The 23,279-nt window shown below is 65.1% G+C and carries 20 protein-coding genes and 5 pseudogenes; 10 read left to right on the top strand and 15 right to left on the bottom strand.

Translation table 11 applies throughout. The annotated features are described in order from the left end of the window. Positions 1–28: 28 nt before the first annotated feature. The 5 genes and pseudogenes from JL101_RS32195 to JL101_RS32215 form a co-directional block, all read right to left on the bottom strand. Positions 29–304 (bottom strand): annotated as a pseudogene (locus JL101_RS32195) (aldehyde dehydrogenase family protein); the annotation flags it as partial. A gap of 18 nt (positions 305–322) precedes the next feature. Continuing rightward, positions 323–604, bottom strand: a pseudogene (locus JL101_RS32200) (sodium:solute symporter family transporter); the annotation flags it as partial. Positions 605–649: 45 nt separating this feature from the next. Continuing rightward, a pseudogene (locus tag JL101_RS32205) lies at positions 650–1,318 on the bottom strand (cysteine hydrolase family protein). Further along, a pseudogene (locus JL101_RS32210) lies at positions 1,315–1,806 on the bottom strand (branched-chain amino acid ABC transporter permease); the annotation flags it as partial. The pseudogenes JL101_RS32210 and JL101_RS32205, both read right to left, overlap by 4 nt. Before the next feature lie 3 nt (positions 1,807–1,809). Continuing rightward, positions 1,810–2,823 (bottom strand): zinc-dependent alcohol dehydrogenase family protein, encoded by a 1,014-nt coding sequence (locus JL101_RS32215; protein WP_203102716.1) that lies wholly within the window; start codon positions 2,821–2,823, stop codon positions 1,810–1,812. Positions 2,824–2,968: 145 nt separating this feature from the next. On the opposite strand from JL101_RS32215, the gene JL101_RS32220 reads away from it, so the two are divergent. Together JL101_RS32220 and JL101_RS32225 are read left to right on the top strand one after the other, a co-directional pair. Then, positions 2,969–3,895, top strand: a complete 927-nt coding sequence (locus JL101_RS32220; protein WP_203102718.1) for a LysR family transcriptional regulator — start codon at positions 2,969–2,971, stop codon at positions 3,893–3,895. Between the two features lie 141 nt (positions 3,896–4,036). Continuing rightward, positions 4,037–4,946 (top strand): annotated as a pseudogene (locus JL101_RS32225) (IS5 family transposase). Here JL101_RS32225 and JL101_RS32230 read toward each other — a convergent pair. Then, positions 4,834–6,051 carry an RNA-guided endonuclease InsQ/TnpB family protein gene (locus tag JL101_RS32230; protein WP_228435620.1) on the bottom strand — a complete coding sequence of 406 codons (1,218 nt, stop codon included), beginning with the start codon at positions 6,049–6,051 and terminating at the stop codon, positions 4,834–4,836. The pseudogene JL101_RS32225 and the gene JL101_RS32230 sit on opposite strands and share 113 nt — an antisense overlap. Positions 6,052–6,090: 39 nt before the next feature. Here JL101_RS32230 and tnpA (JL101_RS32235) point away from each other — a divergent pair, with 39 nt between their 5' ends. After that, positions 6,091–6,495 carry an IS200/IS605 family transposase gene (gene tnpA / locus JL101_RS32235; protein ID WP_228435621.1) on the top strand — a complete coding sequence of 135 codons (405 nt, stop codon included), beginning with the start codon at positions 6,091–6,093 and terminating at the stop codon, positions 6,493–6,495. Between the two features lie 217 nt (positions 6,496–6,712). Here tnpA (JL101_RS32235) and JL101_RS32240 read toward each other — a convergent pair whose 3' ends face one another. After that, positions 6,713–6,922, bottom strand: a complete 210-nt coding sequence (locus JL101_RS32240) for a hypothetical protein (RefSeq protein WP_203104512.1) — start codon at positions 6,920–6,922, stop codon at positions 6,713–6,715. A 51-nt stretch (positions 6,923–6,973) separates the two neighbouring features. Continuing rightward, positions 6,974–8,548, bottom strand: a complete 1,575-nt coding sequence (locus JL101_RS32245; protein ID WP_203104514.1) for a GMC family oxidoreductase — start codon at positions 8,546–8,548, stop codon at positions 6,974–6,976. A 134-nt stretch (positions 8,549–8,682) separates the two neighbouring features. Here JL101_RS32245 and JL101_RS32250 point away from each other — a divergent pair, with 134 nt between their 5' ends. Together JL101_RS32250 and JL101_RS32255 are read left to right on the top strand one after the other, a co-directional pair. Further along, complete coding sequence (locus JL101_RS32250; protein WP_203104516.1) at positions 8,683–9,594, top strand: LysR family transcriptional regulator; 912 nt, start codon at positions 8,683–8,685, stop codon at positions 9,592–9,594. Between the two features lie 67 nt (positions 9,595–9,661). Continuing rightward, complete coding sequence (locus tag JL101_RS32255; protein WP_203104518.1) at positions 9,662–10,195, top strand: hypothetical protein; 534 nt, start codon at positions 9,662–9,664, stop codon at positions 10,193–10,195. Here JL101_RS32255 and tnpC read toward each other — a convergent pair. The 3 genes from tnpC to tnpA (JL101_RS32270) all read right to left on the bottom strand — a co-directional run bounded on the left by tnpC (position 10,171) and on the right by tnpA (JL101_RS32270) (position 12,567). Beyond that, positions 10,171–11,763 carry an IS66 family transposase gene (tnpC, locus tag JL101_RS32260; RefSeq protein WP_203104520.1) on the bottom strand — a complete coding sequence of 531 codons (1,593 nt, stop codon included), beginning with the start codon at positions 11,761–11,763 and terminating at the stop codon, positions 10,171–10,173. The genes JL101_RS32255 and tnpC overlap by 25 nt on opposite strands. 76 nt (positions 11,764–11,839) lie before the next feature. Then, a complete protein-coding gene (gene tnpB / locus JL101_RS32265) occupies positions 11,840–12,193 on the bottom strand; it encodes an IS66 family insertion sequence element accessory protein TnpB (protein ID WP_203104522.1) in 354 nt (117 codons plus the stop codon). Next, positions 12,190–12,567 carry an IS66 family insertion sequence element accessory protein TnpA gene (gene tnpA / locus JL101_RS32270; RefSeq protein ID WP_203104524.1) on the bottom strand — a complete coding sequence of 126 codons (378 nt, stop codon included), beginning with the start codon at positions 12,565–12,567 and terminating at the stop codon, positions 12,190–12,192. Before tnpA (JL101_RS32270) ends, tnpB begins: the two co-directional genes overlap by 4 nt. Before the next feature lie 2 nt (positions 12,568–12,569). Between tnpA (JL101_RS32270) and JL101_RS32275 the strand changes: the two genes are divergently transcribed. Further along, positions 12,570–13,612, top strand: a protein-coding gene (locus tag JL101_RS32275; RefSeq protein ID WP_407697465.1) for an IS630 family transposase whose coding sequence is annotated in 2 segments (ribosomal slippage) — positions 12,570–13,017 and positions 13,017–13,612 — 1,044 coding nt in all. Because the reading frame shifts where the segments join, the coding sequence is not laid out codon by codon here. Between the two features lie 57 nt (positions 13,613–13,669). Continuing rightward, positions 13,670–13,894 (top strand): (2Fe-2S)-binding protein, encoded by a 225-nt coding sequence (locus JL101_RS32280; RefSeq protein ID WP_203103865.1) that lies wholly within the window; start codon positions 13,670–13,672, stop codon positions 13,892–13,894. 151 nt (positions 13,895–14,045) lie between these two features. On the opposite strand, the gene JL101_RS32285 is transcribed toward JL101_RS32280, so the two are convergent. The 3 genes from JL101_RS32285 to JL101_RS32295 form a co-directional block, all read right to left on the bottom strand. Then, complete coding sequence (locus JL101_RS32285) at positions 14,046–14,363, bottom strand: hypothetical protein (RefSeq protein WP_203103863.1); 318 nt, start codon at positions 14,361–14,363, stop codon at positions 14,046–14,048. A gap of 258 nt (positions 14,364–14,621) precedes the next feature. Continuing rightward, positions 14,622–15,461, bottom strand: a complete 840-nt coding sequence (locus JL101_RS32290) for a universal stress protein (RefSeq protein ID WP_203103861.1) — start codon at positions 15,459–15,461, stop codon at positions 14,622–14,624. 281 nt (positions 15,462–15,742) lie between these two features. Beyond that, on the bottom strand, positions 15,743–16,228 hold the full coding sequence (locus JL101_RS32295; protein WP_203103859.1) for a cupin domain-containing protein: 486 nt from the start codon (positions 16,226–16,228) through the stop codon (positions 15,743–15,745). A 415-nt stretch (positions 16,229–16,643) separates the two neighbouring features. Between JL101_RS32295 and JL101_RS32300 the strand changes: the two genes are divergently transcribed. Then, entirely contained in the window at positions 16,644–17,594 is a 951-nt protein-coding gene (locus JL101_RS32300; protein ID WP_203103857.1) for a DUF6635 family protein, read from the top strand. An 824-nt stretch (positions 17,595–18,418) separates the two neighbouring features. Next, positions 18,419–20,284, top strand: a complete 1,866-nt coding sequence (locus JL101_RS32305) for a hybrid sensor histidine kinase/response regulator (RefSeq protein WP_407697466.1) — start codon at positions 18,419–18,421, stop codon at positions 20,282–20,284. 61 nt (positions 20,285–20,345) lie between these two features. Here the strand turns inward: JL101_RS32305 and JL101_RS32310 are convergent, their stop codons facing one another. Continuing rightward, on the bottom strand, positions 20,346–21,398 hold the full coding sequence (locus tag JL101_RS32310) for a hypothetical protein (RefSeq protein WP_203103855.1): 1,053 nt from the start codon (positions 21,396–21,398) through the stop codon (positions 20,346–20,348). Between the two features lie 797 nt (positions 21,399–22,195). On the opposite strand from JL101_RS32310, the gene JL101_RS32315 reads away from it, so the two are divergent. After that, on the top strand, positions 22,196–23,176 hold the full coding sequence (locus JL101_RS32315; RefSeq protein ID WP_203103854.1) for a hypothetical protein: 981 nt from the start codon (positions 22,196–22,198) through the stop codon (positions 23,174–23,176). Positions 23,177–23,279 lie beyond the last annotated feature (103 nt).

Below are 23,279 nucleotides of genomic sequence, written 5' to 3' on the forward strand. Positions count from 1 at the left end.
TCCGGCGCGGCTCGACGATGCGCCGGCGTCAGCCCATCCTGCCGACGAACAGCTTCTCCACCCTCATGTCGCGGAACGTGTACGGTGTTCCCCCGACGCCAAGCCCTGGACTGGCGCAGGCCGGCGAACGGCATCCGTCCACGCGGAACGCCGTGTGATCGTTCACCATGACCGCGGAACCGCCGAGCCGGGCGTAAGGAAGGGCGTTGGCCCGGCCGATCGCCCCGTCGAGGTCGTCATAGGCGTAGACGCAGACGACGGGGCCGAACACTTCGTGGGTGGACAGGCGGCAATCGGGCGGCGGTGCCGAAGATCAGCGCGACGCCATGATGGCGGCGCTCTTCGGGTGCAGCGAGATGGCGTGGGTGAACAGGGCCTCCAAGCTGAAGCCGAAGCGGGCGAGGATCAGGACCGACATCAGGACCGCTCCCGAAAGCAGCAGGACCGCCTTGATGATCTGGACCCAGGCCGTCGCCAGCATTCCGCCGAAGGTCACGTAGAGCATCATCAGGATGCCGACCGCTCCGACCGCCCTGTGGTAGGGAAGGCCGAACAGCAGCTCGATCAGCTTACTCGCCCCCACTATCTGCGCGATCAGGTAGAACCCGTGACGACCGGTCGTTCCACCATCTCCCCGTCCGCTGAGCGGTCAACCGAAGAAGCCGAGCACCTCGTCGAGTTGCACGACATGGCAATAGATCATGTTGATGATCTCCAGCTCCCGATGGTGCAGCTCCATCGTCGCGGCGGCGCAGCAGTCGTCGACGACCACGACGCCGTAGCTCTCGTCCGCGAGGCTCCGCACGGTCGAGGAGATGCACTGGTCGGTGAAGATGCCGGAGACGATGACGTCCTTGATGCCCATGTTGTGCAGCAGGGGACGCAGGTTCGTCCCGGTCAGCGCGCTGTCGGTCGTCTTCATGACGACGATCTCGTCGCCCTGCGGCGCCAGTTCCGGCACGATCTGCCCGTCCGGACGGTCCTTGGGCAGCAGGAGGTAGTTGAAGCCGGGTTTCTTCTGGCTCAGCGACCGGTCGCGTCCGTCGTTCTTGAGGCAGGCGATGCGGGCGAAGATCACCTCGACGCCGCGCTTCCGGCACTCGGCCAGAAGACGCTGGTTGTTGGGGATCACGGTGTTCCGCATGTGCTCGAAGAACGGACGCTAGCGTTCGGTTTCCTCCGGCGCTTCCTTGTCTTCCAGGTAGGTCGTCTGGATGTCCACGACCAGGAGCGCGGTCGTGGCCGGATCGAGCCGGATGTCGTCCGGCTCCTCGGCGGTGGCGTAGTAGAAGGAGCGGTAAGCGGTCTTCCAGCTCATGTCGATGATTCCCGTTTCGCTATGGCTCTCACGATGATGGCGCCGATCTCGCGCGACGGGAACAAGCCGCCCGGCCGCAGGATCAGGATGCCGATCATGGCGATGGCAAGGACGACCTCGGTAAGGCCGATCACCTGCTCGCTGAAGATCCTGGCGCTGTTCAGGGCGCCCTCCAGCGACCGCAGCCCCTCGAAGGCGCCCGTCACGAGGAAGGTCCCGACGACGGCTCCGGTCACCGTGTTGGCGCCTCCGATCACCAGCATTCCCAGGATCACGAAGGTCTCGCGCAGATAGAAGACGTTGGGCGAGAACGAGGTGATGAAGTGCCCCCACAGCGCGCCGCCGATCCCGGCGAACAGCGCCGCCAGGACGAAGGCGCGCCAGCGCAGGTGCGGGATGTGGACGCCCAGCGCCCCGGCGGCCACCTCGTCGTCGCGGCTCGCCCTCAGCAGGCGGCCGGGGTGAGCCTCCCCGACCGTCCGCGCGACGTGTCAGGCGGCTTGCCGGGCCGGGGGCGAGGCGGTCGCCTCGCCCGACACGTCGATCACGACCTTGCCGCGCAGTCCCCGTGCGGCGCCGTTCTCCAGCAGTTCGTGCGCCTCAGCCATGCGGGCGAGCGGCAGCGTCGCGCCGATCACGGGCTTGACCAAGCCGCGCTCGACGAGGCTTGTGAGCGCGTCGAGCTTGCCTCGGTTCTGGCGGGTGAACACGAAGTGGTAGGCCGCGTTCTTGCCCCAGGCCTCGACGAGGTTCTGCGGCTGTGCGATGTCGACGAGGCTGACCACGCGCCCGAATGCCGCGAGCGTGAGCGGGCTTCGCGTGAGCGTGTCACCGCCGATCGTGTCGAAGACGACGTTCACGCCCTCTCCCCCGGTCAGCCGGGCGACCGCCTCGACATAGTCTTCGGCGGTGAAGTCGATCGCCTCGTCGGCGCCGAGCGAGTGCACGAAGTCGTGGTCGCGGGCGCGCGCCGTCGTGATCACCCGCGCGCCGATCGCCTTCGCCACCTGAACCGCGATCGTGCCGACGCCGCCCGCGCCGCCGTGGATGAGGATCGTCTCGCCGACCTTCAGCTGCGCGCGCTGGACGAACGCCTCCCAAACCGTGCCGCCAACGAGCGTCAAGCTCGCCGCCTCAAGGTGCGTGAGATTCCGTGGCTTGCGGCCGACGAGTTCGACGTCGGCGACGTGCTGCTCAGCGTAGGAGCCGGCGTCGCCGAAGATCTTCGGTGTGTAGTAGACTTCATCGCCGACTGCGAACTTGCGAACGTCCGAGCCCAATTCCTCGACAACGCCCGAGATGTCATGGCCGATGATTGCGGGCAACGGCACGTAGTCCGTGTAGTCGCCGCGGCGGATTTGGTAATCGAGCGGATTGACGGCAGTGGCATGCACCCGCACCCGCACTTGGTGCGGGCCGACCTCCGGCACCGGCACCTCGCGCAGCTCGAACGCGTCCGGCCCGCCAAAGCGGGTGAGGACGGCTGCTTTCATGGTCTTGGTCATCACGATTTCCTCTCGGTAATAGAGGCATAGGCGGGCTCCATGGCCCATGGTCCCCTTGGGACTCTGCCTATTTGACTTGTCGTGATTGCTCTCGGTAGCGGGTCTGGCCTAGGATCAGTTTCAACGAAGCTTTGAAAGCGACGCCATGGACGTGAACGACTTGAACCTGTTCGTGCGCATCGCTCAACTCCGAAGCATCAGCTCTGCAGCCCGCGACTTGGGCCTCACTCCGGCGGGAGCGAGCGCCAGACTGGCGGCGCTCGAGAGAAAGCTCGGGGCCAGGCTCCTCCACCGAACAACGCGACAGGCGACCTTGACCGAGGACGGCCTCGCCTTTCTGCCGCATGCAGAGCACGTTGTACTCGCAGCAGAGTCCGCCCGAGCGGCGCTCGGGCGGGAGCAAGCCGTGCCGCGCGGCACCCTGCGGGTGGCGGCTCCGGCCTCGTTCGCGCGCATGCATATCGTGCCAGGTCTGCCCGACTTCTGCAGGCAATATCCCGAGTTGGCCCTCGACTTGCGCATCTCGGACAGCGTTGTCGATCTCGTCGAAGGTGCCTTCGATGTGGCGGTTCGCTATGCCGAGCTCAGCGACTCGTCCTTCGTCGCGCGGCGGCTCGCTCCAGATAATCGGGTGCTGGTCGCATCGCCCGAGTACATCGAACGGCGCGGGCGGCCGAACACGCCCAACGACCTCGCAGAACACGCCTGCCTCGTTGTCGGTACGCTCGATCTCTGGACCTTCCGAGGAAAGGGTGGAGAGCTGATCGAGCGGCGTATCGCCCCAGGCCTACGAATCAATGACGGCGGTGCCGTGCGCGATGCGGCCTGTGCGGGGCTCGGCGTCGCTCTGATGGCCACTTGGTGCGCTGCGGACGAGCTTCGATCTGGCGCCCTCGTACCAGCCCTTCCCGAGTACCCGCTCGTCTCGACACAGACGCTTTGGGTGCTTTACCCAAGTTTGCGCGAACTGGCACCGAAGGTGAGGGTCTTCATCGACTGGCTTGTCGAGCGATTTGGGCGGCAACCGTACTGGGACCGAGGCCTTGAGAGCATCTTAGGGAACAGTCAATGACGCTCGCTCCTGGGCACTCAGATTACTGGGAGATTTTCGTTCACCTTACCTGCCTGATGTTGGTGAGAAACTGCCTACGGCGTTGCCGTTGCGGGGAGAGCCGGATACAGGGGCAGCCCATCCGCTGCCTCCGAGCCCTGCATGCCCGACGAGGCGAAAGAACCCCGCCGCCACAAGATCCCACGGGCGCACCACAAGGTTGAGAACTGGGCCGAGTACGACGCGGCGTTGGTTCGGCGAGGCAGCTTGACGGTGTGGGTGTCGCCCGAGGCGCTGGCGGCCTGGACACCGCCGAGCACGAGCCGGCGCGGTCGGCCCCAACGCTACTCCGACATCGCCATTGAGGCCGGGCTGATGCTGCGCCTGGCGTTCGGTCGCCGGTGGCGCCAGACCGAGGGTCTGCTGGGCTCACTCGTGGGCTTGCTCGGCCTGGATCTGCCGGTCCCGGATCACACGACCCTTTCCCGGCGCAGCGCCAACTTGGCCGTCGCCACGGCGCTGAACAAGGCCAGCGGGCCGGTGACCGTCGTCATCGACTCCACCGGCCTCAAGGTGTTCGGGGCCGGCGAGTGGCAACCGGAGAAGCATGGCGGCAAGCCGCGCCGGACTTGGCGGAAGCTGCATCTCGCGGTCGATCCCGACACCGGCGGAGCCCGTCAGCCAGACCATTTTCCGCCACTCGCCGCGGTGATCATCCCGCCCCGGTGGGCCGCCGTGCCAAGGCGACAGGGCGGAAACGGTTCCGACCCGGCGCGACCGGCACATCCTGGTGATCCGGGAGCGCGGCCGGCTCGGTTGGCAGAAGGCGGTCGGATACGGCAGCCGCTCCCTCTGAGAGGTCGCCATGCTGCGCTACCAGGTCCCCATCGGCCGAAGCCTCCGGACCCGGACCCTGCGCGCCCGGAAGGTCGAGGCGACCGTCGGATGCACAGTGGTGACTACTCTCGGCCCTGAAGGGCCGAGCTTCCGCGCCTCACAACGCAGCGTTCCTGTTTCCGTCCGGCAGCCCGGCTCGATCCACAGGCCGACACCCGAAGTCCTCGGGCCTTGATAACCTTTGACGCATTGAAATCGGCGTTTTCGTGGTGACCGCAAGCGACACACAGAAACTCCGCCTGGGAACGCCGATTGTCGGCATGGATGCAGCCGCAGACGCTGCATTCCCGGCTGGTGTTCGGCGCCGGCGTGGTCCTGAGTTCTCCGCCGTACCACGCGGCCTTGTACTCCAGCATCAGCCTGATCTGATGGGGCGCCACGTCCAGTATCGACCTGTTCAGCCCTGACTTGGCCCTGACATTACTCCCCGGCTGCTCGATCGTTCCGGCCGCACTCGCCGTCATGTTCCGCACCTTCAGGTCTTCGACGACAATGACGCCGTGGTTCTTGGCTATCGCTGTCGTCGCCTTGTGCGCGGCATCCTTCCGCCGCCGCGCGAGACGGGCCTGGAACCGGGCGACGGCAAGACGCGCCCTGGCCTGATTTCTCGACCCCTTCGTCTTCCTGGCGACCTTGCGCTGAAGCGTCGCCAGCTTATGCCTTTCCCTGTCCGTGGTTCGCGGAAGCTGGATCACCTGCCCCGTCGACAGCACCATCGGCTTCGCGACGCCCATGTCTACCCCGACCGCCGGCCCCAGGTTCGGCATCGGCTCCGGCATCTCGATCTCGCACTGGATGGAGACATACCAGCAGTCGGCTTCACGACTGACCGTCGCAGTCTTCATCCGGCCTTCCATCGGACGATGCCGGACCCAGGCGACCCATCCAGCCTTGGGCAGGAATATGCGATCCGCCTCCGGTTTGAACTGCTTGGGATCGGGATACCGGAAACTATCGCGATCTCCCCGCCTGCGAAACCGCGGACAACCGGCGCGGCCTTCGAAGAAGTTCTTGAAAGCCTTGTCGAGATCGATGATGGCCTGCTGCAACGGATGGTTCGGCACCTCACGCAGCCAGGGCGCCTCGGCCTTCAGCGCCGGCAGTTCAGCGATCTGGGCGTAAGCGGTCAATCTTCTCGGATGGCTGCGGTGATATTCAAGCTTCCGCTGCTCGAGACACAGGTTGTAGACAAACCCGCACGCCCCCGCTGTCTGCCTGAACAGGGCCTCCTGCTCGACGGTCGGATACACGCGATAGCGGTATGCCTTGAGCCTGATCATGGCATGAGAGTATTCGGTCTCTCATCAGGAGGCAAGCTCATGAGTATTGAATATCGCAGAGGTCGTAGCGTCGTTTGTTCTCTGCACGTTCATTTGGTCTTCGTCACGAAGTATCGTCGCGGCGTCCTCAGCGACCGCGCCCACGAGGTGCTGCGCGACGTCTTCCTGGGTGTCTGTGCCGAGTTCGGCGCGCGGCTGAAGGAGGCGAACGGCGAGGACGACCACGTCCACCTGCTGATCGAGTACCCACCCACGGTTCAGCTTTCCAAACTGGTCAACAGCCTCAAGGGTGTATCGAGCCGCCTGCTGCGTCAGCACGACTTCCCTGAAGTGGCGCAAAGGCTCTGGGGTGGACATCTCTGGAGCCCATCCTACTTCGCGGCATCCTGCGGCGGCGCGCCGTTGGAGATCGTCAAGCAGTACATCGAGCAGCAGCGCCGGTAGGACTTCGGCGCGGACGCACCAAGGGCGCCTATCCCGGCCCTGAAGATGCCGGGTTTGCGGCACCAAGTAGTGGGATCAATCGACTCCTTCAAGGTGCCTTCGGAACGCTGAACGCCGTTGATCCAGTTGAAAGCTTTGCGGGTTCCGATGCTGTCGAGCGCCTTTGCCATAATTCTGTTCCTTGCATGTTGGCCGCCGTCCAAGGATCGGCGTGAGTTCATGGCGCTGATCGCGATCCCCGCCGTAGCCATGCCCGTTCGATTGCTGTAACGGCCGCCTTGACGGCAGGCTCGGTGATATTGGCGACGATCGGCACGATGATGATTGTCGCGCCCAGCACGCGCAGAGGCAGCGACCAGTCCTTCAACACGTCTCCGACAAGCGAGATCACCAGAAGAACGCTCGGATAGACCGCGAGCCAGACCATCGCCGTCTTTTTCAGGCGTTCGAGTATCGCGTGTCGCACCCCCGGCCGCTTTCACCCTTTGAGCCATTGACTGACGCGCTCGGCCAGCATGACCACCGTGGGATTGGTGGCGACAGACGGGACGTCGGGGAAAATGGAGGCGTCCGCGACGCGAAGATTTGCAACGCCGCGCACGCGGCCCTGATAGTCCGTCACGGCATTCGGATCGTCGTCGGCTCCCATCGGCGCGGTGGAGGTTGGGTGATGATAGATGTCGAGCGACGCCGGCAGCGACGCCTCCAGTTCCGCCGGCTCGATGATAGAGGGGCCGGGGACCAGTTCCTGCGCGATGATCTCGGAGAGCGGTCCCTGGCTCGCGATCTTGCGGATCATCTCGATGCCCTCGACCATCAACTCCCGATCTTCGGCTTCGCCCAGGATGTTGAGGTCTATGACGGGCGCGGTCCCGGGATTCCGGTCGCGAAGTTTCACGGTGCCGGTCGATCTCGGGCGGGTCAGCGCCAGCGCGAGCATGAAGATCGCTCCGGTGGGCGAGTCCGCCGGATTACCATAATGGACAGCGCTCACATGCAAGTCGCCGTCATCCGGCCCGCCCTTCGAGGACCGCGCCCAGAGGATTGCGCCGACTGGAGGGATCGGTAGCCCCAATCGCTCGGGACGAGCCGCCCAGACCGTGGAATAGAAGGGATGCTCCTGCAATCGCTGCCCGACCGGCAGATCGGCGACCACAGGAATATTCTGCGCCTGGAGATCGGCGGCAGGGCCGATCCCAGAACGCAGCAGGATTGCAGGCGATCCATATGCGCCGGCTGACAGGACAATCTCACCGCCGCTGATCCGTTCGCCGTTGGCGAGGATCACCGCTCGCGCCGCTGCGTTCTCGACTTCGACACGATCGACAAGCGTTTCGCTGCGGATTGTCAGGTTCGCTCGCGCGCGAACGGCGTCTGAAAGGTAGGTCATGCCCGTGTTGAGGCGCTGACCCGTGCGATTGTTCATGGGATAAGGGCCGGCTCCGAAAGGTGACTCGCTGTTGAAGTCCTTGACGCGCGCGAATCCCGCCAACTCTGCCGATGCAATGAACGCCTGCTGCATGTCGGAAATTTCGTCGTCTTGGAGCTGATGAATCGGCTCCGGTCCGGAGCGGCCGTGGCATTGGTCGGATCCGGATACGGTTCGCTCGCTCGCTTGGAATGCCGGCAGAACATCGCTGATGGACCACTGTGGGAGACCCGCCCTCGTCCAGCGCTCGAAATCGACGGCCGGAGCGCGCATCCAGACGCCCGCGTTCACGGCGGAAGAACCACCAAGCACCTTGCCGCGTGGAACCGGAAACGACTTATCCCCCCAACTCGGCTCGGACGTAAATCCCCAATCATGGTCCGGATCGCCGCCAATGACGGTCTGGAGTCGAACCGCATCGGGGTAAGCGTGCGGCGGATAAGACTTACCCGCCTCGATCAACAGCACACGACGCGACGCATCTTCGCTGAGGCGATTGGCCAGCACGGCACCAGCAGAACCACCACCGACAATGATGATGTCAAATTCGGGCTTGCCACCGGCTACCTCTGAAGGAATAGGGCGATCAATGCTGAAGACCGCCTTCTCATTGTTGTTGGCCACGAGTGAATTTCCTTTTAGCTCTACCGGATGATCGGCCAGGATTTACGCCGTCGACTTCGTACAAACTCCGGTGGAAGATCAGGGAAAAATCCATTTGACGGAATAGGTCTGTCGGTCCCATCATACTGGACACAATGTCCGCAATCCTTTCGATCGAATCGCTTAGCGGCCTTGTGGCGTTTTCGGTCGCTGTGGAGTCTGGTAGTTTTGCGGCCGCGGGGAGGAAGCTCGGATTATCCGCTTCGGCCGTTGGCAAAGCCGTGGAGCGACTTGAAGCACGTTTGGGCTTGCGACTGCTGAATCGCACAACCCGATCCCTTGCTCTGACCGGCGAAGGCGAAGTTCTATACCGATATGTCACCCGCATCCTGAAAGACCTTCAAGATGCAGAGCGGGAGCTTTACCTGGTCCAGAAGACGCCACGAGGCCGACTCAAGATAAGCGTGCCGACGGTGATAGGGCGAAAGATCGTGATGCCGGCGCTTCGCGACTTCCAGACCTGCTTCCCGGACGTAACGACCGACATCAGCCTCGATGACGTGAAAGTGGATATAATTGAGGGTGGCTACGACCTGGTGCTACGGCTGGGTGATTTGGAGGATTCAACCCTACGCGCGCGGAGGATCGGGCCGCATACCTTCATGACATGCGCGTCGCCCGAATATCTGGCTCAACATGGCACACCTCAGACACCCTCGGATCTCAGCGATCATTGTTGTATCCATTATCGTTTCCCCACGACCGGGCGACCGGAAATATGGGGGTTCAAGGGTTCGCCACTGGCGAAGCCGATCAAGCCGGCCATCATTCTGAATGATGGCGAGGCCCTCGGGTCCGCTGCGCTCGGCGGGCTGGGGATTATTCAGGCACCAAGCTATCTTGTGAAAGAAGACGTTGCGGCGGGACGCCTTCAGCCCGTCCTTGCGGATTATACGGACGAACGCGGCAGCGTTTGGCTTGTTTGGCCGCCAATGTCCGCGCAGGTTCCAAAAGTTCGCGCATTTATCGACTTCATCGCCGAGCGAATCTTTGAAAAGCTATATTGAGCCAGCTTGCTAGAGCGGCGAGCGGTACTTGGGGCAAAAGGCCGGGCAGGCATGAGGCGGGCTGGGGTTGGTTGTGATCGGCCCTGGTGCCATCTTTCCTGATGTGTCCGCCCTTGAGAAACTTTCACTTTCCGGCCTGTCGCGCGGCGACCTTGAAGCCCTGACCGAACGCCTGCTGGCAGAGAATGCCGCGCTGAAGCAGGCGATTGCGGACTTGCGAGCGGAGATCGCCACACTCAAGGGCGTGAAGGGTCGGCCGGTGATCCGGCCGAGCGGCATGGAGCGGAAGACCGAGCCTAAGCCGGAGGGCACCGACAGCCGACGCGGGAGGAAGCGCCGTAAGACCGAGCGGCTGGTCATCCACGAGGACCGGATCATCAGGGCTGACGTACCGACCGGCTCGCGCTTCAAAGGTTACGAGGACTTCGTCGTCCAGGATCTCGAGCTGCGCCCGCACGTCGTTCGCATCGTAAACCAGCGACGAAGGCACCTACTCGAGCGCCGTCACGCGCGTAAATTCCTGGTCATGGATAAGCGGAAGACTTGCCCACGGATGGGAGCCCTGGCGTGGTTGGATCAGGCGGCAGCGGCAGCGGTGTGAGGGGCGATGTTCATGCGGCCAGGATCGGCGGGGTTGCCGGCGTCGGGCGGTCGCCAGTTGAACGGCAGCAGGGTATCGAGCGCCTGGATCCTGGTCCGTCCGATCCGGCCGATGACGTCGGTCAGGTAGGCTTCCGGGTTGATCCCGTTCAACCGGCAGGTTTCCACCAGGCTGTAGATCACGGCGGCGACCTTGCCGGCGGCATCCGAGCCGATCACGTTCCAGTTCTTCCTGCCGACGGCTATGCCGCGCAGCGCCCGCTCGGCCGTCAGGTTGTCGATTTCCAGGATGCCGTCGGCGGCGTAGCGGACCAGGGCATCCCACTGTGCGTTCATGTAGCCGAGCGCCTTGGCCAGTTCGCTGCGCGGCGCCACCTGGCTCAGCCGCTCGGTCAGCCAGATCCGCAGAGCATTGAGCAGCGGCACCGCCTCGCTTTGGCGCACCGCCAGGCGTTCCGCGGGCGGCAACCCGTAGATCCGCCGCTCGATGCGGTACAGCGCGGCAATCTGCTTCACGCCCTCGGCGGCAACCGGCGAGCCCTTGGCGCGCACCAGATCGACCAGCTTGCGGCGGGCATGGCCAAGGCAGCCAGCCTCGACCATGGTGCCGCCCCGATACAGGTGATCGAAGCCGGAGAAGGCATCGGCCTGCAGCGTGCCGGTGAAGCCCGCCAGGTGCTGGCCCGGATGCTTGCCAGCCCGTCCGGCGGAGAAGCGGAACACCGCGATCGAGGGCTCGGCGCTACCGCGCGGCCTTGTGTCGTCGGCGTAGACCCAGAAGCGGCCGTCGTGAGTACCGGAGCGGCCAGGATTGAGTACGGTCACCGGCGTGTCGTCGGCATGGATTTTGGTCCGCCGGAGCAGCAGTTCGAGCAGGCGGTCGGCAATCGGCGCCAGATCGCGCGCGGCCGCCTCGACCCAGCCGTACAGCGTGGTGGTGGCGAGCAGAACGCCGAGCCGGGCGTAGTGCGCCGCCTGCCGGTGCAGCAGCATGTGATTGAGGTACTTGGCGATGACGACCTGAGCAATCGTGCCGGCGGTGGGCAGGCCGCGCTCGATCGGCCGGTCGTCAGGCGCCGGTGCCTGGGCCAGCTCGCCGCAGGCCCGGCAGGCGAACTTGGGCCGGACGGTGACGTGAACCTCGGCATGGGCCGGCACGAGGTGGAGCTGTTTGCTCTCATCCTGGCCAATCCGGGCCATCTCCCGGCTGCAGCACGGGCACTGCGTGCTGGCGGGCAGGATCTCGCGGACCACCTGCGGCAGACTATCGGGCAAAGGACGCCGGCCCCCGCGATTGCGGCGGCGCCGTCCGGTCGTGTCCGCGCCTGAGGGTTCCGCCTCGCCGGGATCGGCTGGCGCAGGTGCTGCCGTATCGAGCAGGCTGAGCTGGTCCGGGTTCATCCTTTCCGAGGAACGGCCGAAGATCCTGTGGCGCAGAACCGCCAGGAACGTCTCCAGCCGTTCGTTCTCGCGCGTCAGCACCGCGACCCGACGTTCCAGCGCGGCGATCCGCTGGAGCGGATCATCCATCGGGTTCGCAGGATTGCTGTCGCGCGGGGCTTCATCCATGTAAAGAAAGTATCCGCATCGGCCCTCCTGGTAAACAGCAGCAGAAGCAGTAACATAGAAGTAACGTAACCTCTGTTCAGACGATAAAGAGAGGCTTCGCAATGGGCTTTGTCTTGGCGGATCGCCAGTCCAGACCGTCAACGAGCAGCGACATCTGGGCCCGGCTGATCGTCACGATGCCATCCGCCGGGCTTGGCCAGATGAACTTTCCCTCGGTCAGGCGTTTCTGCATCAGCAGAAAGCCGGTGGTGTCGTACATCAGAACCTTGATCGTGTGCGCCGAACGTCCCCGAAAAACGAAAAGATGGCCACTGAAGGGATCCTGGAGCAGCACTGTCTGGATCTGTGCGGCCAAGCCGTCGATGCCGCGGCGCAGGTCGGTCCGACCCGCTGCCAGGTAAACACGCACGCCATCCGGCAGCCCAATCACGATCGCCTCTCGACAACATCGAGCAGCCGGTCCAGGGTCATGGCGTCGAAGCCACGCCCAATCCGGAGGACGCTACCCCCCTTCAGAACCAGTTCGATCCGGTCATCCCGCGGTTCCGGGACACTCACCACCGGTTCGGCGACATGGACCGCCAGAAACGTCGCCGCGGTTTCTGATCCGGCCGATGATGTCAGGGCGTCGGCGGCCTGCGCTTTGAGCCGGGAGTTCCAGTAGCCCAGCGTGCCCGCCTTCAGCCCATGCTCCTCACTGTACAGCCGCAGCGACAGGCCGCTGCTCCTCCAGCCCGCCACGTGATCCCGCCAGAACTGCTCCCGGTCTCCCAAGTGCCCGCCATCGGCCATCGCAGCCTCCATCGATTTCCTGCCATCAGGAAAACTCGGCTTCAACAGACCGGTGGAAAAGGTGCCTTCGTCGCTGGTTTACCTTGGTCTTGGACGGACGGCCTCGGATGGAGGCGGCCCGGACTTGCGGCATGGACCGTCAAACGCTGTGCGACTGGGTTCACCGCTACAATGCCGAAGGGGTTCGGGGCTTGTCCGATCGCAAGCCTCCTGGGGGCATCCCGAAGCTCACGGCCGGGCAGGAGGCGGAAGTGGCGGAGTGGGTTCGTGCCGGCCCCGATGTGGCGGAGGATGGCGTGATCCGGTGGCGCCGGAAGGATCTGGCGGCGCGCATCGAGCGGCGGTTCGGGGTCGTGCTGGCCGAGCGCAGCGTCGGCGCGTTGCTCAAGCGCCTGGCTTTCCGGCACGTGTCGGTTCGGCCCGTGCATCCGCAACAGGACGCGCAAGCCCTTGAAGCGCATAAAAAAACTTCGCCGCCCTGATAGTCAGGGCAGTACCCGAGGCGGCCAGGAGCAAGCCGGTCGAGGTATGGTGGCAGGATGGGGCGGAGGGGCCCCATGCCCGTGTCGGCCAGCAAGGCACCTTGACCTATGTCTGGGCCGATCACGGCAGCCGGCCGCGCGTGGCGCGCGACCTGCGCTATGAATGGACCTACCTGTTCGGGGCCGTCTGTCCCGCCCGGGACGTCGGTGCCGCTCTCGTCCTGCCCCGGGTCAACATCGACGCCATGAACCTGCATCTGGCCGAAATCGGCCGGCACGTCGCCAGCGGTCACCATGCGGTAGTGGTGCTCGATGGTGCCGGCTGGCACAAGCCGGGCGACAAGCTGAAGGTGCCGGACAACATCAGCCTGCTCCATCTGCCGCCCTACTGTCCGGAACTCAATCCGGTTGAGAACATCTGGCAGTTCCTCCGCCAGAACTATCTCAGTCATCGCGTCTTCGACTCATATGAAGCCATCGTCGATGCCTGCTGCAAGGCTTGGACGGCTCTCACAAGTACTCCGCAGCGCATCCGATCCATCGCAACCAGATCATGGGCGAAGGTCGATGTCTAATGCCGTTGGTATAAGAACAAATCCGCCCAAGAAAAAACAAATCTGAGGGAGAGAGCAGTGTACGTTTGCATCTGCAATGCTTTCACGGAAAAGCAAGTTTGCACGGCGATCCGCAAGGGAATATCAACACCGTCCGGCCTGTTCCGACATCTCGGTTGCGTTCCGCAATGCGGGAAGTGCGTGCCCACGGTGCGGTACATGGTGAAAGAGACTGACAATCTTTCGAGCGCCTCCGTACATTATGATGAGATTGATCATTTTGGATTGCAGGCTGCCGGATAATGGCCGCAGTTTCCCAATAGTTTCCATAAGCACGGTCCTTGATGACCGGCCTTGGCATGCCGGCGTTCAGTCGGATTACCTGACCGCCGCGGGATCGGGCGAAGTCTGCCCGCCCGGTGATTTCTGCACCAGCGTCCATCAGATTACTGTGTTACCGGATAATTGGATCCGGAGCGATCTCGGAACTTCTGAAGGCATGAGCCGCGATGTTGCGGCATCCATGTTGCCTCATGTCCTCGAACATCTCGGTGATCGCTGGATTGGTCAACGCGCTGACCGCAGCCTCCGCCGACACAAGCCTGATCAGGGCCATGGTGTTCGGCGACATGTCAAGCGCGTTCCAGTGAGCGGAGAATTCCTGGAAACCATTGAGTCTGACCAGCTCGGCGATCCAGCTCTTGGAACGCTCCCGATAGCCGGTGGCATCGAGATCAGCTGGCCGGTCGAAGAGCAGCAGGTAAAGTGCCATCTCACCCTCCGTGGCCCTCACCGCGGTGCGTGGCAAAGGCCGACTATCGGCATTCAGAACAGCGCTACGATATTGAGCCATATTACTTGCCACCACCCGTACAAACGCTTGGATGCCGCCGCGTCACATACTGGATCCTGTAACCGCCAGCGGCGTCTTGATCAGCGTCCGGAAAAATCCAACTTTCTACCGTCAATCATCAGCTGCCGGTGTCCGGAAACAAGGATCTTTCCAGGCGGTTAGCCCTCGATTGTCGCTTCAGTGGGCCATGAAGACCGGCACGCTGGCCATGGCCAGGATGTGGCTGGTGGCCCCGCCCAGTATCATCTGACGCAACCGGCTCTGGGTGTAAGCGCCCTTGATCAGCAGGTCACCACCAAGCTTATCGGTCTGCTCCAGGATGGTCTCACCAATGCCGCGATGCTGCGGAACATGAAGGGCGTGCGCCGGGATTCCAGCCCGGACGAGGGCGCGAGTCATCTCGTCCCCGGACGGGCCGGCGACCAGGCTACCCTCGACGGTAAGCACAATGACCCGGTCGGCTTGCTCAATCAGCGGGCGGGCAAAGGCGACCGTGCGCGCCGTCTCGGTGCTGGCGTTCCAGGCGATCACGATCGTCCTGCCGATCTGCGAGGGCGATCCGGGCGGCGCCACGAGGACCGGGCGACCGCTGTCGAACAGAAGAGTTTCCAACACAGCCATGCGCGGCGGGGTGGCGCCGCGGGAGGGCTGGCCCACGACCGTCAGGTCGAACAGCCGGGCATGCTGGCCGATGAACTCGTCACCCGGCGGCGCCTCGGCTCGGAAGGCTGCCCACGGACCGCCCGCTTCAGGCTTGGTGTCGACCGGGATCTGACGGTCGCGCAGGTAGACCTCGAAGGTTCTGTGCGCGCGTTGGATACCCTCCCAGTCCTCGCGCCGGAACTCCTCGATTACGTAGGGCGCGCCGATGCCGCTGGCCGCGATGCTGCCGGCGAAGTCCGGGCGGACGTGCAGCCCTTCCAGGTAGCTGGCGAACCGGCGCGCCACCAGCACCGCCGATTGCAGGGCCGATGGCAGAAACTCACTCTCTTCGATCGGGATCAGAAGGTTTTTCATCGCTTCATCCCCTCTGGATTGGCTTCAGCCATCCGCCTCGGACCAGCGCGGTACTACAATGACTGCCACTTCCACCATTGCAGCCCCGCCATTGGGTCGGACACCGCGATGCGCAATTGCTTTCCTTGACGGGCCATCACAGCATTGCAGGAAGGATCAATCCGGATCGACAAGTCGGGCTGGATCCTATCGATATCCGGCCGGTGGAAGAGCCGCCTGGCGACCCTGAGCGATTGCGCACCGCAGTCACACCACCTTTCCCCTGACTCCCGGCGGATGATCTACTGCGTCTTCTGACGTGGGTCGTCTTCAGGGTTCACGTAGTTCAGCCCCCACGGCCCTATGGAACTGATCTGAACAACCGTTTCCTCGTCGGTGTAAGCGAAATGCGTCATACCGGGACTGAAGGCGAAGAAGCTGCCCGCAGGCAGGGGCTGGGCCTTGTCCTTTTCGGCGGTCTCTCCGCTGCCGAGCTTGAACGTGCCCGATATCACAGTGACGACTTCAGCAACCGGATGCGTGTGAGGCGAGATGTGATAGTTGCTCGGCAACTTCAGCCGCAGGACGAACGGCTCCGCCTTGCTCGGATCGCCGTACAGCAAGGACGCCTCAGCCCCTTTTGGAATAACCGGCGGGGCGGCTGACCACTTGATCTCCTGTGGCGTCAGAATCGTATGAACTTCGGGATGCTCCCCTGTCTGAGCGGCTGCGGCACAACCCGTTCCTATCAGGAAGAGAATGCTTGTTGCTGCCAAGACGGCGTTCATAATGCACCTCCCTGGATTTCCGAAGCTTTCGTGTCTACGGCGCAGAGTCTCCAGGCAAGCCATATTGCGCGCTTTTCAAGCGGCACACATTTGCAATAAAGATAGAGCCGCCCTCCGACAGCAGCATTGTATCGCCGCAATTCGGCATACGGTCATCCTTTAGCCCACCGTTGGCGTGAAAGACTTGAACCGCAGGGAAGGTGAGAGAGGACATCAAGATCGTGATCCGCTGCAGGATGACACTGCCGTGCCGGCTGCTCCGATCGTCGAGCAAGAGGTGGAATAGAGGAAGCGGCCATATCATCTCGCTTCTCAACGGTGTGCGAGCCCGCGGAACTGAAATCAATCCATGCCAGCCGATCCGAGCCTTTCTGAATGTGACAGCAGCCGGAAACCCTTACCGTCCCCGGCGGACTTGGATGCGGTCTACGAGGCGGCGCTCACCCGGTACTTCGCTGATCGGCACTCCAGGGTCGATGACTTCGTCGGTCGGCATTTCTCCCTCCGGGGCACCTTGAAGATCCACCGCCGGGCGTTGGGCCTGGACATCCTCCGGGCACCGGTCAACCTGATGTTCACCGTACCGACCGCGACACTCAAGCTCTGCGCGACGCTGGCACGCTGGGCCGGGAAGTCCGACGCCGCTCACTGGCTCGACACCCGCAACCTGTTCCTCGAGACCGCGGTATCCCGCCACATCACCGAGTTGATCGAGGGTGAGCTTCTCGCCGGCCCCGGGGACAGGGCAGGACAGCAAGACCAGAGCGATCCGCTGGCCGAGGCGATGCTCGCCACCCCGGCGATCCGGACACTCCTCGCGCAAGCCGCGACACAGGGGAATGACCGCGGCGCCCACGCGTTCGAAACGCGGCTGCGCCAGGCGTTGACCGCCTACGGCGGCGCCCGTACCGCCGCGGGAGAGATCACCACGGCGGCTGTCAGCCTGTCCGTCGGCGCCATCGTCTTCCACCAGATGACGCCCGGCATGCTCACGCTCGGCCCCAGCATCGCCGCCGTGCTCGCCCACCAGGCAGCCATCGAGGCGTTCCCGCTGGGCGTCGGCTTGGGTGCGCTGTGGTACTCCTTGCTTCCGGTGTCCCCTTCGACGGAGCTGGTGGTCGGCATCACCGTCGGCCTGGCACTCCTTGGCGCTACCCTGGCGGCCTTCGCCGGGATCCTTGCCGATCCGATCCAGCGACGCCTCGGCCTGCATCAGGCACGGCTGCACCACCTCCTCGACGTCCTGGAAGCCAACCTTCGCGGTAGGACGGCGAGCAGCTTGAGAGTGCGGGACCACTATGTTGCCCGCCTGCTGGATGCTCTGGATTATGCCGGTCTGGTTCTGCGCCTGACGCGCACGGGCTGAGCATGTCTCGATTTCGATCCTGCTGCTACCACCCGGCCGACACTCCTATGCCGCAACGAATATGCTTAATGCGACAATACTCGTCATGACATGGCCAAAAAGTCATCAAATGGAAAATACATTGAAGCTTGGGAGAATGGGTCACACAATGAGATCCAACAAGACACAGATGGACAAAGCGCCATGGATCCCGCTTCGTACCCTGACGTGACGCTCAGAAGCTTTTCCACCAGCGCGAAAGCCGCGGATTACCTCAAGAACGAAGACTTTGTCTTCATGGAGGCTCCTGGACGTTGGCTGCGCCTTGAAGAGACAGGGCCGGTATATGCCCGGATCGTGCCAACCGCGGGAACCTTTCAGGTTCGGGTGTGCCGGTTGCAGAGGGGAACGTAGATCGCGCCCCGCCAACGCATACTCGATCCGGGGAGCCTCCTCATTTGCCTAAGACGCGGCCGATAAGTTGTATTTTCAACCTTCTTCACTGTCCATGATGTGACTAGGGACGAGGCAGTACCAGCTGGAGATAGATTCATCTGTTTCTGCCAGCGCTTCATACGGAGAGGTGGCAGACAGGCGCCTACAAGAGTTCTCACCTTCAACAGCCCGCACGTGCCATGTCCAGCGCGGCCCCCAAACCGACCAATTGCCTAGATCGATTTGGTGGTTGACCGCTTCCAGCGTGGCGGAGTATCGGCAGTTTTTGAGCTTTGCCCTGGAGAGTCATCGTGGTGGATGCTTTGCCAGCCGGTCCTGGCTCGGCGCCAGTGTCCAGTGATCGGCGGTTCCAGCTTCTCGTCGACGCCATCAAGGACTACGCCATCTACATGCTCGATCCGCAGGGGATCGTGAGCAGCTGGAATCCGGGGGCGGAGCGGTTCAAGGGCTACAAGGCCGAGGAGATCATCGGCCAGCACTTCTCCCGCTTCTACACCGAAGAGGACCGGCAGGCCAGCGTGCCGCGGCAGGCGCTCGCCGCCGCCTCGGATGAGGGGAAGTACGAGACGGAAGGCTGGCGGGTCCGCAAGGACGGCAGCCAGTTCTGGGCGAGCGTGGTCATCGACCCGATCCGCGGCGAACACGGAGAACTCCTGGGCTTCGCCAAGATCACCCGCGACATCACCGAGCGCAAGAACGCTCAGGAGGCCCTGCGCCAGAGCCAGGAGCAGTTCCGCCTGCTGGTCCAGGGTGTCACCGACTACGCGATCTTCATGCTCGACCCGACCGGGCGCGTCACCAACTGGAACTCGGGCGCGGAGCGGATGAAGGGCTATGCCGCCGCCGAGATCATCGGCCAGCATTTCTCCCGCTTCTACACCGACGAGGACCGGGCCGCCGATGTTCCGAACCGGGCGCTGCGGACAGCGGGACGGGAGGGGCGGATCGAAATGGAGGGCTGGCGGGTTCGTCAGGACGGCCGCCGCTTCTGGGCGAATGTCGTCATCGACGCCATTCGCGACGAGACCGGAGGCTTGATCGGCTTCGGCAAGGTGACCCGCGACATCACGGAGCAGCGGCAGGCCCAGAAAGCCCTGGAGGAAGCGCGTGAAGCTCTGTTCCAGGCGCAGAAGATGGAGGCGGTGGGCCAGCTGACCGGAGGCGTGGCGCACGACTTCAACAATTTGCTCCAGATAATCAGCAGCAGCCTGGAGGCCGTGGAGCAACGGCTCGCGGCCGGACAGATCACCGTGGGCCAGCACATGGCAGCGGCCCGGACCGCGGTGGATCGGGCCGCGTCGCTGACGCAGCGGTTGCTTGCCTTCGCCCGCCGCCAGCCTCTCAAGCCGGAGTACACGAACCTGAACGCGCTCGTGCCTGGAATGCGGGACCTGGTCCAGAACTCGGTCGGGGAGGCGGTTCAGGTGGAGATGAGGCTGTCCGAAGGGCTCTGGCCGATCCGGGTCGACGCCAACCAGGTGGAGAGCGCGCTGCTGAACCTGGCGATCAACGCCCGTGATGCCATGCCCGACGGAGGACGGCTTGTCTTCGAGACGTCCAACATCCGGATGAGCAAGGCTGATGTGGCGTCGGAATCCGGAGTGGCGCCCGGCGACTACGTCATGCTCGCGGTGACCGATACCGGCAACGGCATGACACCCGATGTCCTGTCCCGCGCCTTCGAACCCTTCTTCACGACGAAACCCGTCGGTCAGGGAACCGGCTTGGGGTTGAGCCAAGTTTACGGCTTCGCCCGGCAGTCGGATGGGTGTGTACGGCTCGAGAGTGAGGTTGGGCGGGGCACCTCGGTGAAGCTGTATCTGCCGCGCTATCATGGGGCGGAGGAAATGAGGTTGGTTCCCCAATCAGCCCCTGAACCCCAGACGCTGGTGGCAGGGGCTGTTTTGGTGGTGGAGGACGAGGCAATTCTCCGCATGTTGCTGGTGGAAGTCCTGGAGGAGCAGGGCTACACGGTGCTGGAAGCCGAGAGCGGAAATGCTGCGTTGCCCCTCATCACCTCTGCGGAGCGGATCGACCTTCTGGTGACCGACGTAGGCCTGCCCGGCATCAACGGCAGGCAACTTGCGGAGATGGCGCGGTCACTGCGGCCTGACCTGAAGGTGCTGTTCCTGACCGGCTACGCCTACACTGCGATGGACAGGGAAGTGCTGGGACCGGGCACGGAGCTTCTCAGCAAACCTATTCCCATTGACAGATTCTGTTCCAGGGTGCGTCGCATGCTCCAGGGCAGTTGAGATTTCCTGACCTTGCCCCGCCCGACCGGCCCACCCGGCTGGTGAGCGATGACACTGCCCCTCACTCCTGCTCGCCTTTTCGGGGTGCAATCAGGAAAGGCTTGTCGCCCCGGGCGATGCGGTCGAGCAGGCGACGCACCCCGCGGGTCCGCTCGTCGGCCGCCGCGACTAGCCGGTCCAGCGCCTCGAAGTCGAAGCTCACCGGCGCCAAGCGCGCGGGTTCGATCAGATCCGCGTCCGGCGCCACCGCGGCTTCCCGGGGCTCAGTCGCCAGTTCCGCGAACGGCGGGGTCAGCGCCCGCCTGGGCCGGCCGCGCGGTCCGCCCCTGGCCCGGCGCCGGGCGGCGGTTGTCTCGGCCCGAATCGGCAGCAGGTGCTTGAGCCCGTAGAGCCGCCGCGCCCCCTGTCCGGTCCGGCCGGTCACCTCGGCGGCGCCCTCGAGCCCGACCAGCGCATCGAGCATCCGCGACGCGCCCTCGACCGAGCAGCCCAGTGCCTCGGCCAGGGCCGAGACGCTGAGCAGCGGCGAGGCGGCCAGCAGGTCGACCGCCGCCGGCAGCCGGGAGTTGGACCGGCCGCCGGCGCGTCGGGCGACCCGGGCGCGCGCCGCCAGCCATTCCCGCTCCATGGTCAGCAGCAGGTCGCGGCCGTCGGCGGCCTCGCGCCGGACCGCGTCGAGGAAGCGCACCGTGAAGCCGTCGGGATCGGCCGCACCCGCGCGCAGTGCGTCGCCCCCAGTAACGGCGGCCAGCAGGTGGATCATGGTCCCGTGCTCGCGCAGGTACAGCGGTACGGCGGCGCGGATCGCCGGCCGGCTGCCCTGCCCGGCCAGCCACTCCAGCATGCCCAGCGCGGCGGCGAACAGGGCCGGCCGGTCGCGGCCGCCGGCCCGCAGGCTGTCCAGGGCGGCGTCGCGCAGGGCCGCTTGGTCGGCATCGGACGCTGCCAGCCACCCCCGCAGACCGACCGCGTGGTTCAGGCCGGTGGTGTCCCGGCCGCGGTCGATCGGCGGCGCGGCGGGGTCGGTCCGGAGCGGCAAACCATGCAGGTGGGCGGCCAGACGGAAGGGATTGAACCGCGCCGGATATATCGGAGGCCATCTGGCTTGAGTCACGCCGCCATGGCAACGTCCTTGGTTTGTGAACCGCACCGGGTTTGCCGAAGGCTCCGCCTCGCTGTGAGCCGACACCTCCGGGCGTGTCCCCTCCCAACGGTCGGGGCCAGGCTCTACTCGCTGCGCTCCTCGTGCCGCGCGAGCGCGTCACGGCCCTCCGGGTGACGATCCCTCACGCCGGCTACGCCCCGACGGCGGCCTGCCCGGCCCGGGTCGCGCGGCCTGGACGGCCGCGCTCCACCGCCGTGCCACGGCCTTGAGCCGCGGCGGCGGGCCGTCCCGCCTCGGCTCCGCCATCGGCCGGCAGGCGCCTCCCGGCGGCCGCGCTCGCTTGCAGGACGGCCAGCGCCGGCCGCAGGGCTGCCGGCCCGGCTCCACCGGATCCGCCAAGCCCCGCGTCCGGACGCATGACCGTCCCGCGCGCTCGCTCCGAACCGCTCTCTCGACGCCGGCATCATAACCGAGGGGCCCCCCCGGGCCGTCAAGGGCGGCGCCATGCTCGGGCAGCGGCACCGCGCGACCCGCAAGGCGGACCCCGATGTCTCCCGCTCCCCGTCCCCTCCGGCCGCCTCGCGGCTCGCGCACCGCCGCCGCCCTGCGCGTGGCTTGCGGCCTCCGGCCGGAGCTGCGCTCCCCTTGACCGCTCTCCCCCTCGTTCGCCCAAGGCGCGTCGACAGAGGCGCGGCAGCGCGCCCCGCGACGATGGCGCGCGCCAGATCCCCCCCGCCGACGGCAGGACGGGAAAAAGAGGGAACCCGCGCGACCGGTCAACAACAGCCGAACCCGGAGTCCAAGCCATGACGCAGACGCACACCCCGCTGAAGCTCACCCTGTCCTCCCACGGCGAAGCCCTGCGCAAGCTGAACGACACGGTCCGCCTCAAACTCCGCCAGCAGCACGAGGAGGCCAAGCTGCGCGCCGAGGAGCTCACCCGCCAGTCGAAGCTCTGGCTCGAGGCCAGGCGCTACCCGGCCGACGCCCCCGCCGGCCAGGTCCGGGCCGACGTGCTCGCCGGATCCCACGATGACGCCGCGAGGGGCATCCGGGCGCCCGAGCTGCCGGGCTACATGCACCGGCCGACCGGCTCCGATGCGACCGCCCGGACGCTCCCCGCCCCGGCCTTCTGGATCGTCTGGCAGGACGGCCGGCCGCAGCCCATGACGCCCGGCGAGATCCACCGCGAGAGCCTCCGCCTCATCAACCTGCACGACCTGGGGGAGATCCGCCGCTCCGCGCTGAGCGACCGGCTGCGGCGCGAACGCGAGGCGATGGTGCTGACCCTGAAGCATCACCGCCGCATCACGCCGCTGGTGAAGTACACCGACCTCGACCCCGCCGAGGCGGCCGAGCGCTTCGAGGCCCAGGTCAGGGCCTTCCTGACCGACGCCAGCTTCGCCGACTGGGACGGGGCGCTCGCCTGGTGCCAAGTCCAGACCGTCTACGGCGCCTGCCTCAACGCCTACTCGAACCTCAACACCACGGCCGACCAGATGGGCCGCATCGCTGCCGAGGGGCGCGCCCTGCGGGCCGAGGTCGGCAGCCGCGACGTCGGCGAGGACAATCTCGAGCGCCTGCGCGACCGCTACCGCAAGCTCGAGAAGCAGCACGCCTTCTGGGAATGGCGCCTCGAAGCCGCCTGCGAGGCCTACCGGCGGATCGTCGCGACCGTCCAGGTCACCGACAGCGGCGACATCCCGCTGTTCCGGAACCTGGCCTCGGAATGGACCCCGCCGGCGGGCGGCGCCCGACGGTCCGGACGAAAGCACCGCCCGGCCTGACACGGACCGCCGGGGAGCCGGGATGACGCCCCGGTTCCCCGGTCCCCGATGCCGACCGCCGCCAAGGCGGCGCGGGGAGCGCTCCCGCGCTCCCCGCGCCGTT

This window comes from Skermanella rosea, assembly GCF_016806835.2.
In the GTDB taxonomy this organism is placed as follows: Bacteria; Pseudomonadota; Alphaproteobacteria; order Azospirillales; family Azospirillaceae; genus Skermanella; species Skermanella rosea.

Bases quoted from the DNA above. Each gene is read 5' to 3' on its own strand.
- JL101_RS32290 (WP_203103861.1), bottom strand. From the start codon at position 15,461: ATGAAAAACCTTCTGATCCCGATCGAAGAGAGTGAGTTTCTGCCATCG.
- JL101_RS32220 (WP_203102718.1), top strand. From the start codon at position 2,969: ATGGACGTGAACGACTTGAACCTGTTCGTGCGCATCGCTCAACTCCGA.
- tnpA (WP_228435621.1), top strand. From the start codon at position 6,091: ATGAGTATTGAATATCGCAGAGGTCGTAGCGTCGTTTGTTCTCTGCAC.
- JL101_RS32230 (WP_228435620.1), bottom strand. From the start codon at position 6,051: ATGATCAGGCTCAAGGCATACCGCTATCGCGTGTATCCGACCGTCGAG.
- JL101_RS32215 (WP_203102716.1), bottom strand. From the start codon at position 2,823: ATGACCAAGACCATGAAAGCAGCCGTCCTCACCCGCTTTGGCGGGCCG.
- JL101_RS32240 (WP_203104512.1), bottom strand. From the start codon at position 6,922: ATGGTCTGGCTCGCGGTCTATCCGAGCGTTCTTCTGGTGATCTCGCTT.
- tnpC (WP_203104520.1), bottom strand. From the start codon at position 11,763: ATGGATGAAGCCCCGCGCGACAGCAATCCTGCGAACCCGATGGATGAT.
- JL101_RS32250 (WP_203104516.1), top strand. From the start codon at position 8,683: ATGTCCGCAATCCTTTCGATCGAATCGCTTAGCGGCCTTGTGGCGTTT.
- JL101_RS32295 (WP_203103859.1), bottom strand. From the start codon at position 16,228: ATGAACGCCGTCTTGGCAGCAACAAGCATTCTCTTCCTGATAGGAACG.
- JL101_RS32315 (WP_203103854.1), top strand. From the start codon at position 22,196: ATGACGCAGACGCACACCCCGCTGAAGCTCACCCTGTCCTCCCACGGC.
- tnpA (WP_203104524.1), bottom strand. From the start codon at position 12,567: ATGGAGGCTGCGATGGCCGATGGCGGGCACTTGGGAGACCGGGAGCAG.
- JL101_RS32285 (WP_203103863.1), bottom strand. From the start codon at position 14,363: ATGGCACTTTACCTGCTGCTCTTCGACCGGCCAGCTGATCTCGATGCC.
- JL101_RS32305 (WP_407697466.1), top strand. From the start codon at position 18,419: ATGCTCGATCCGCAGGGGATCGTGAGCAGCTGGAATCCGGGGGCGGAG.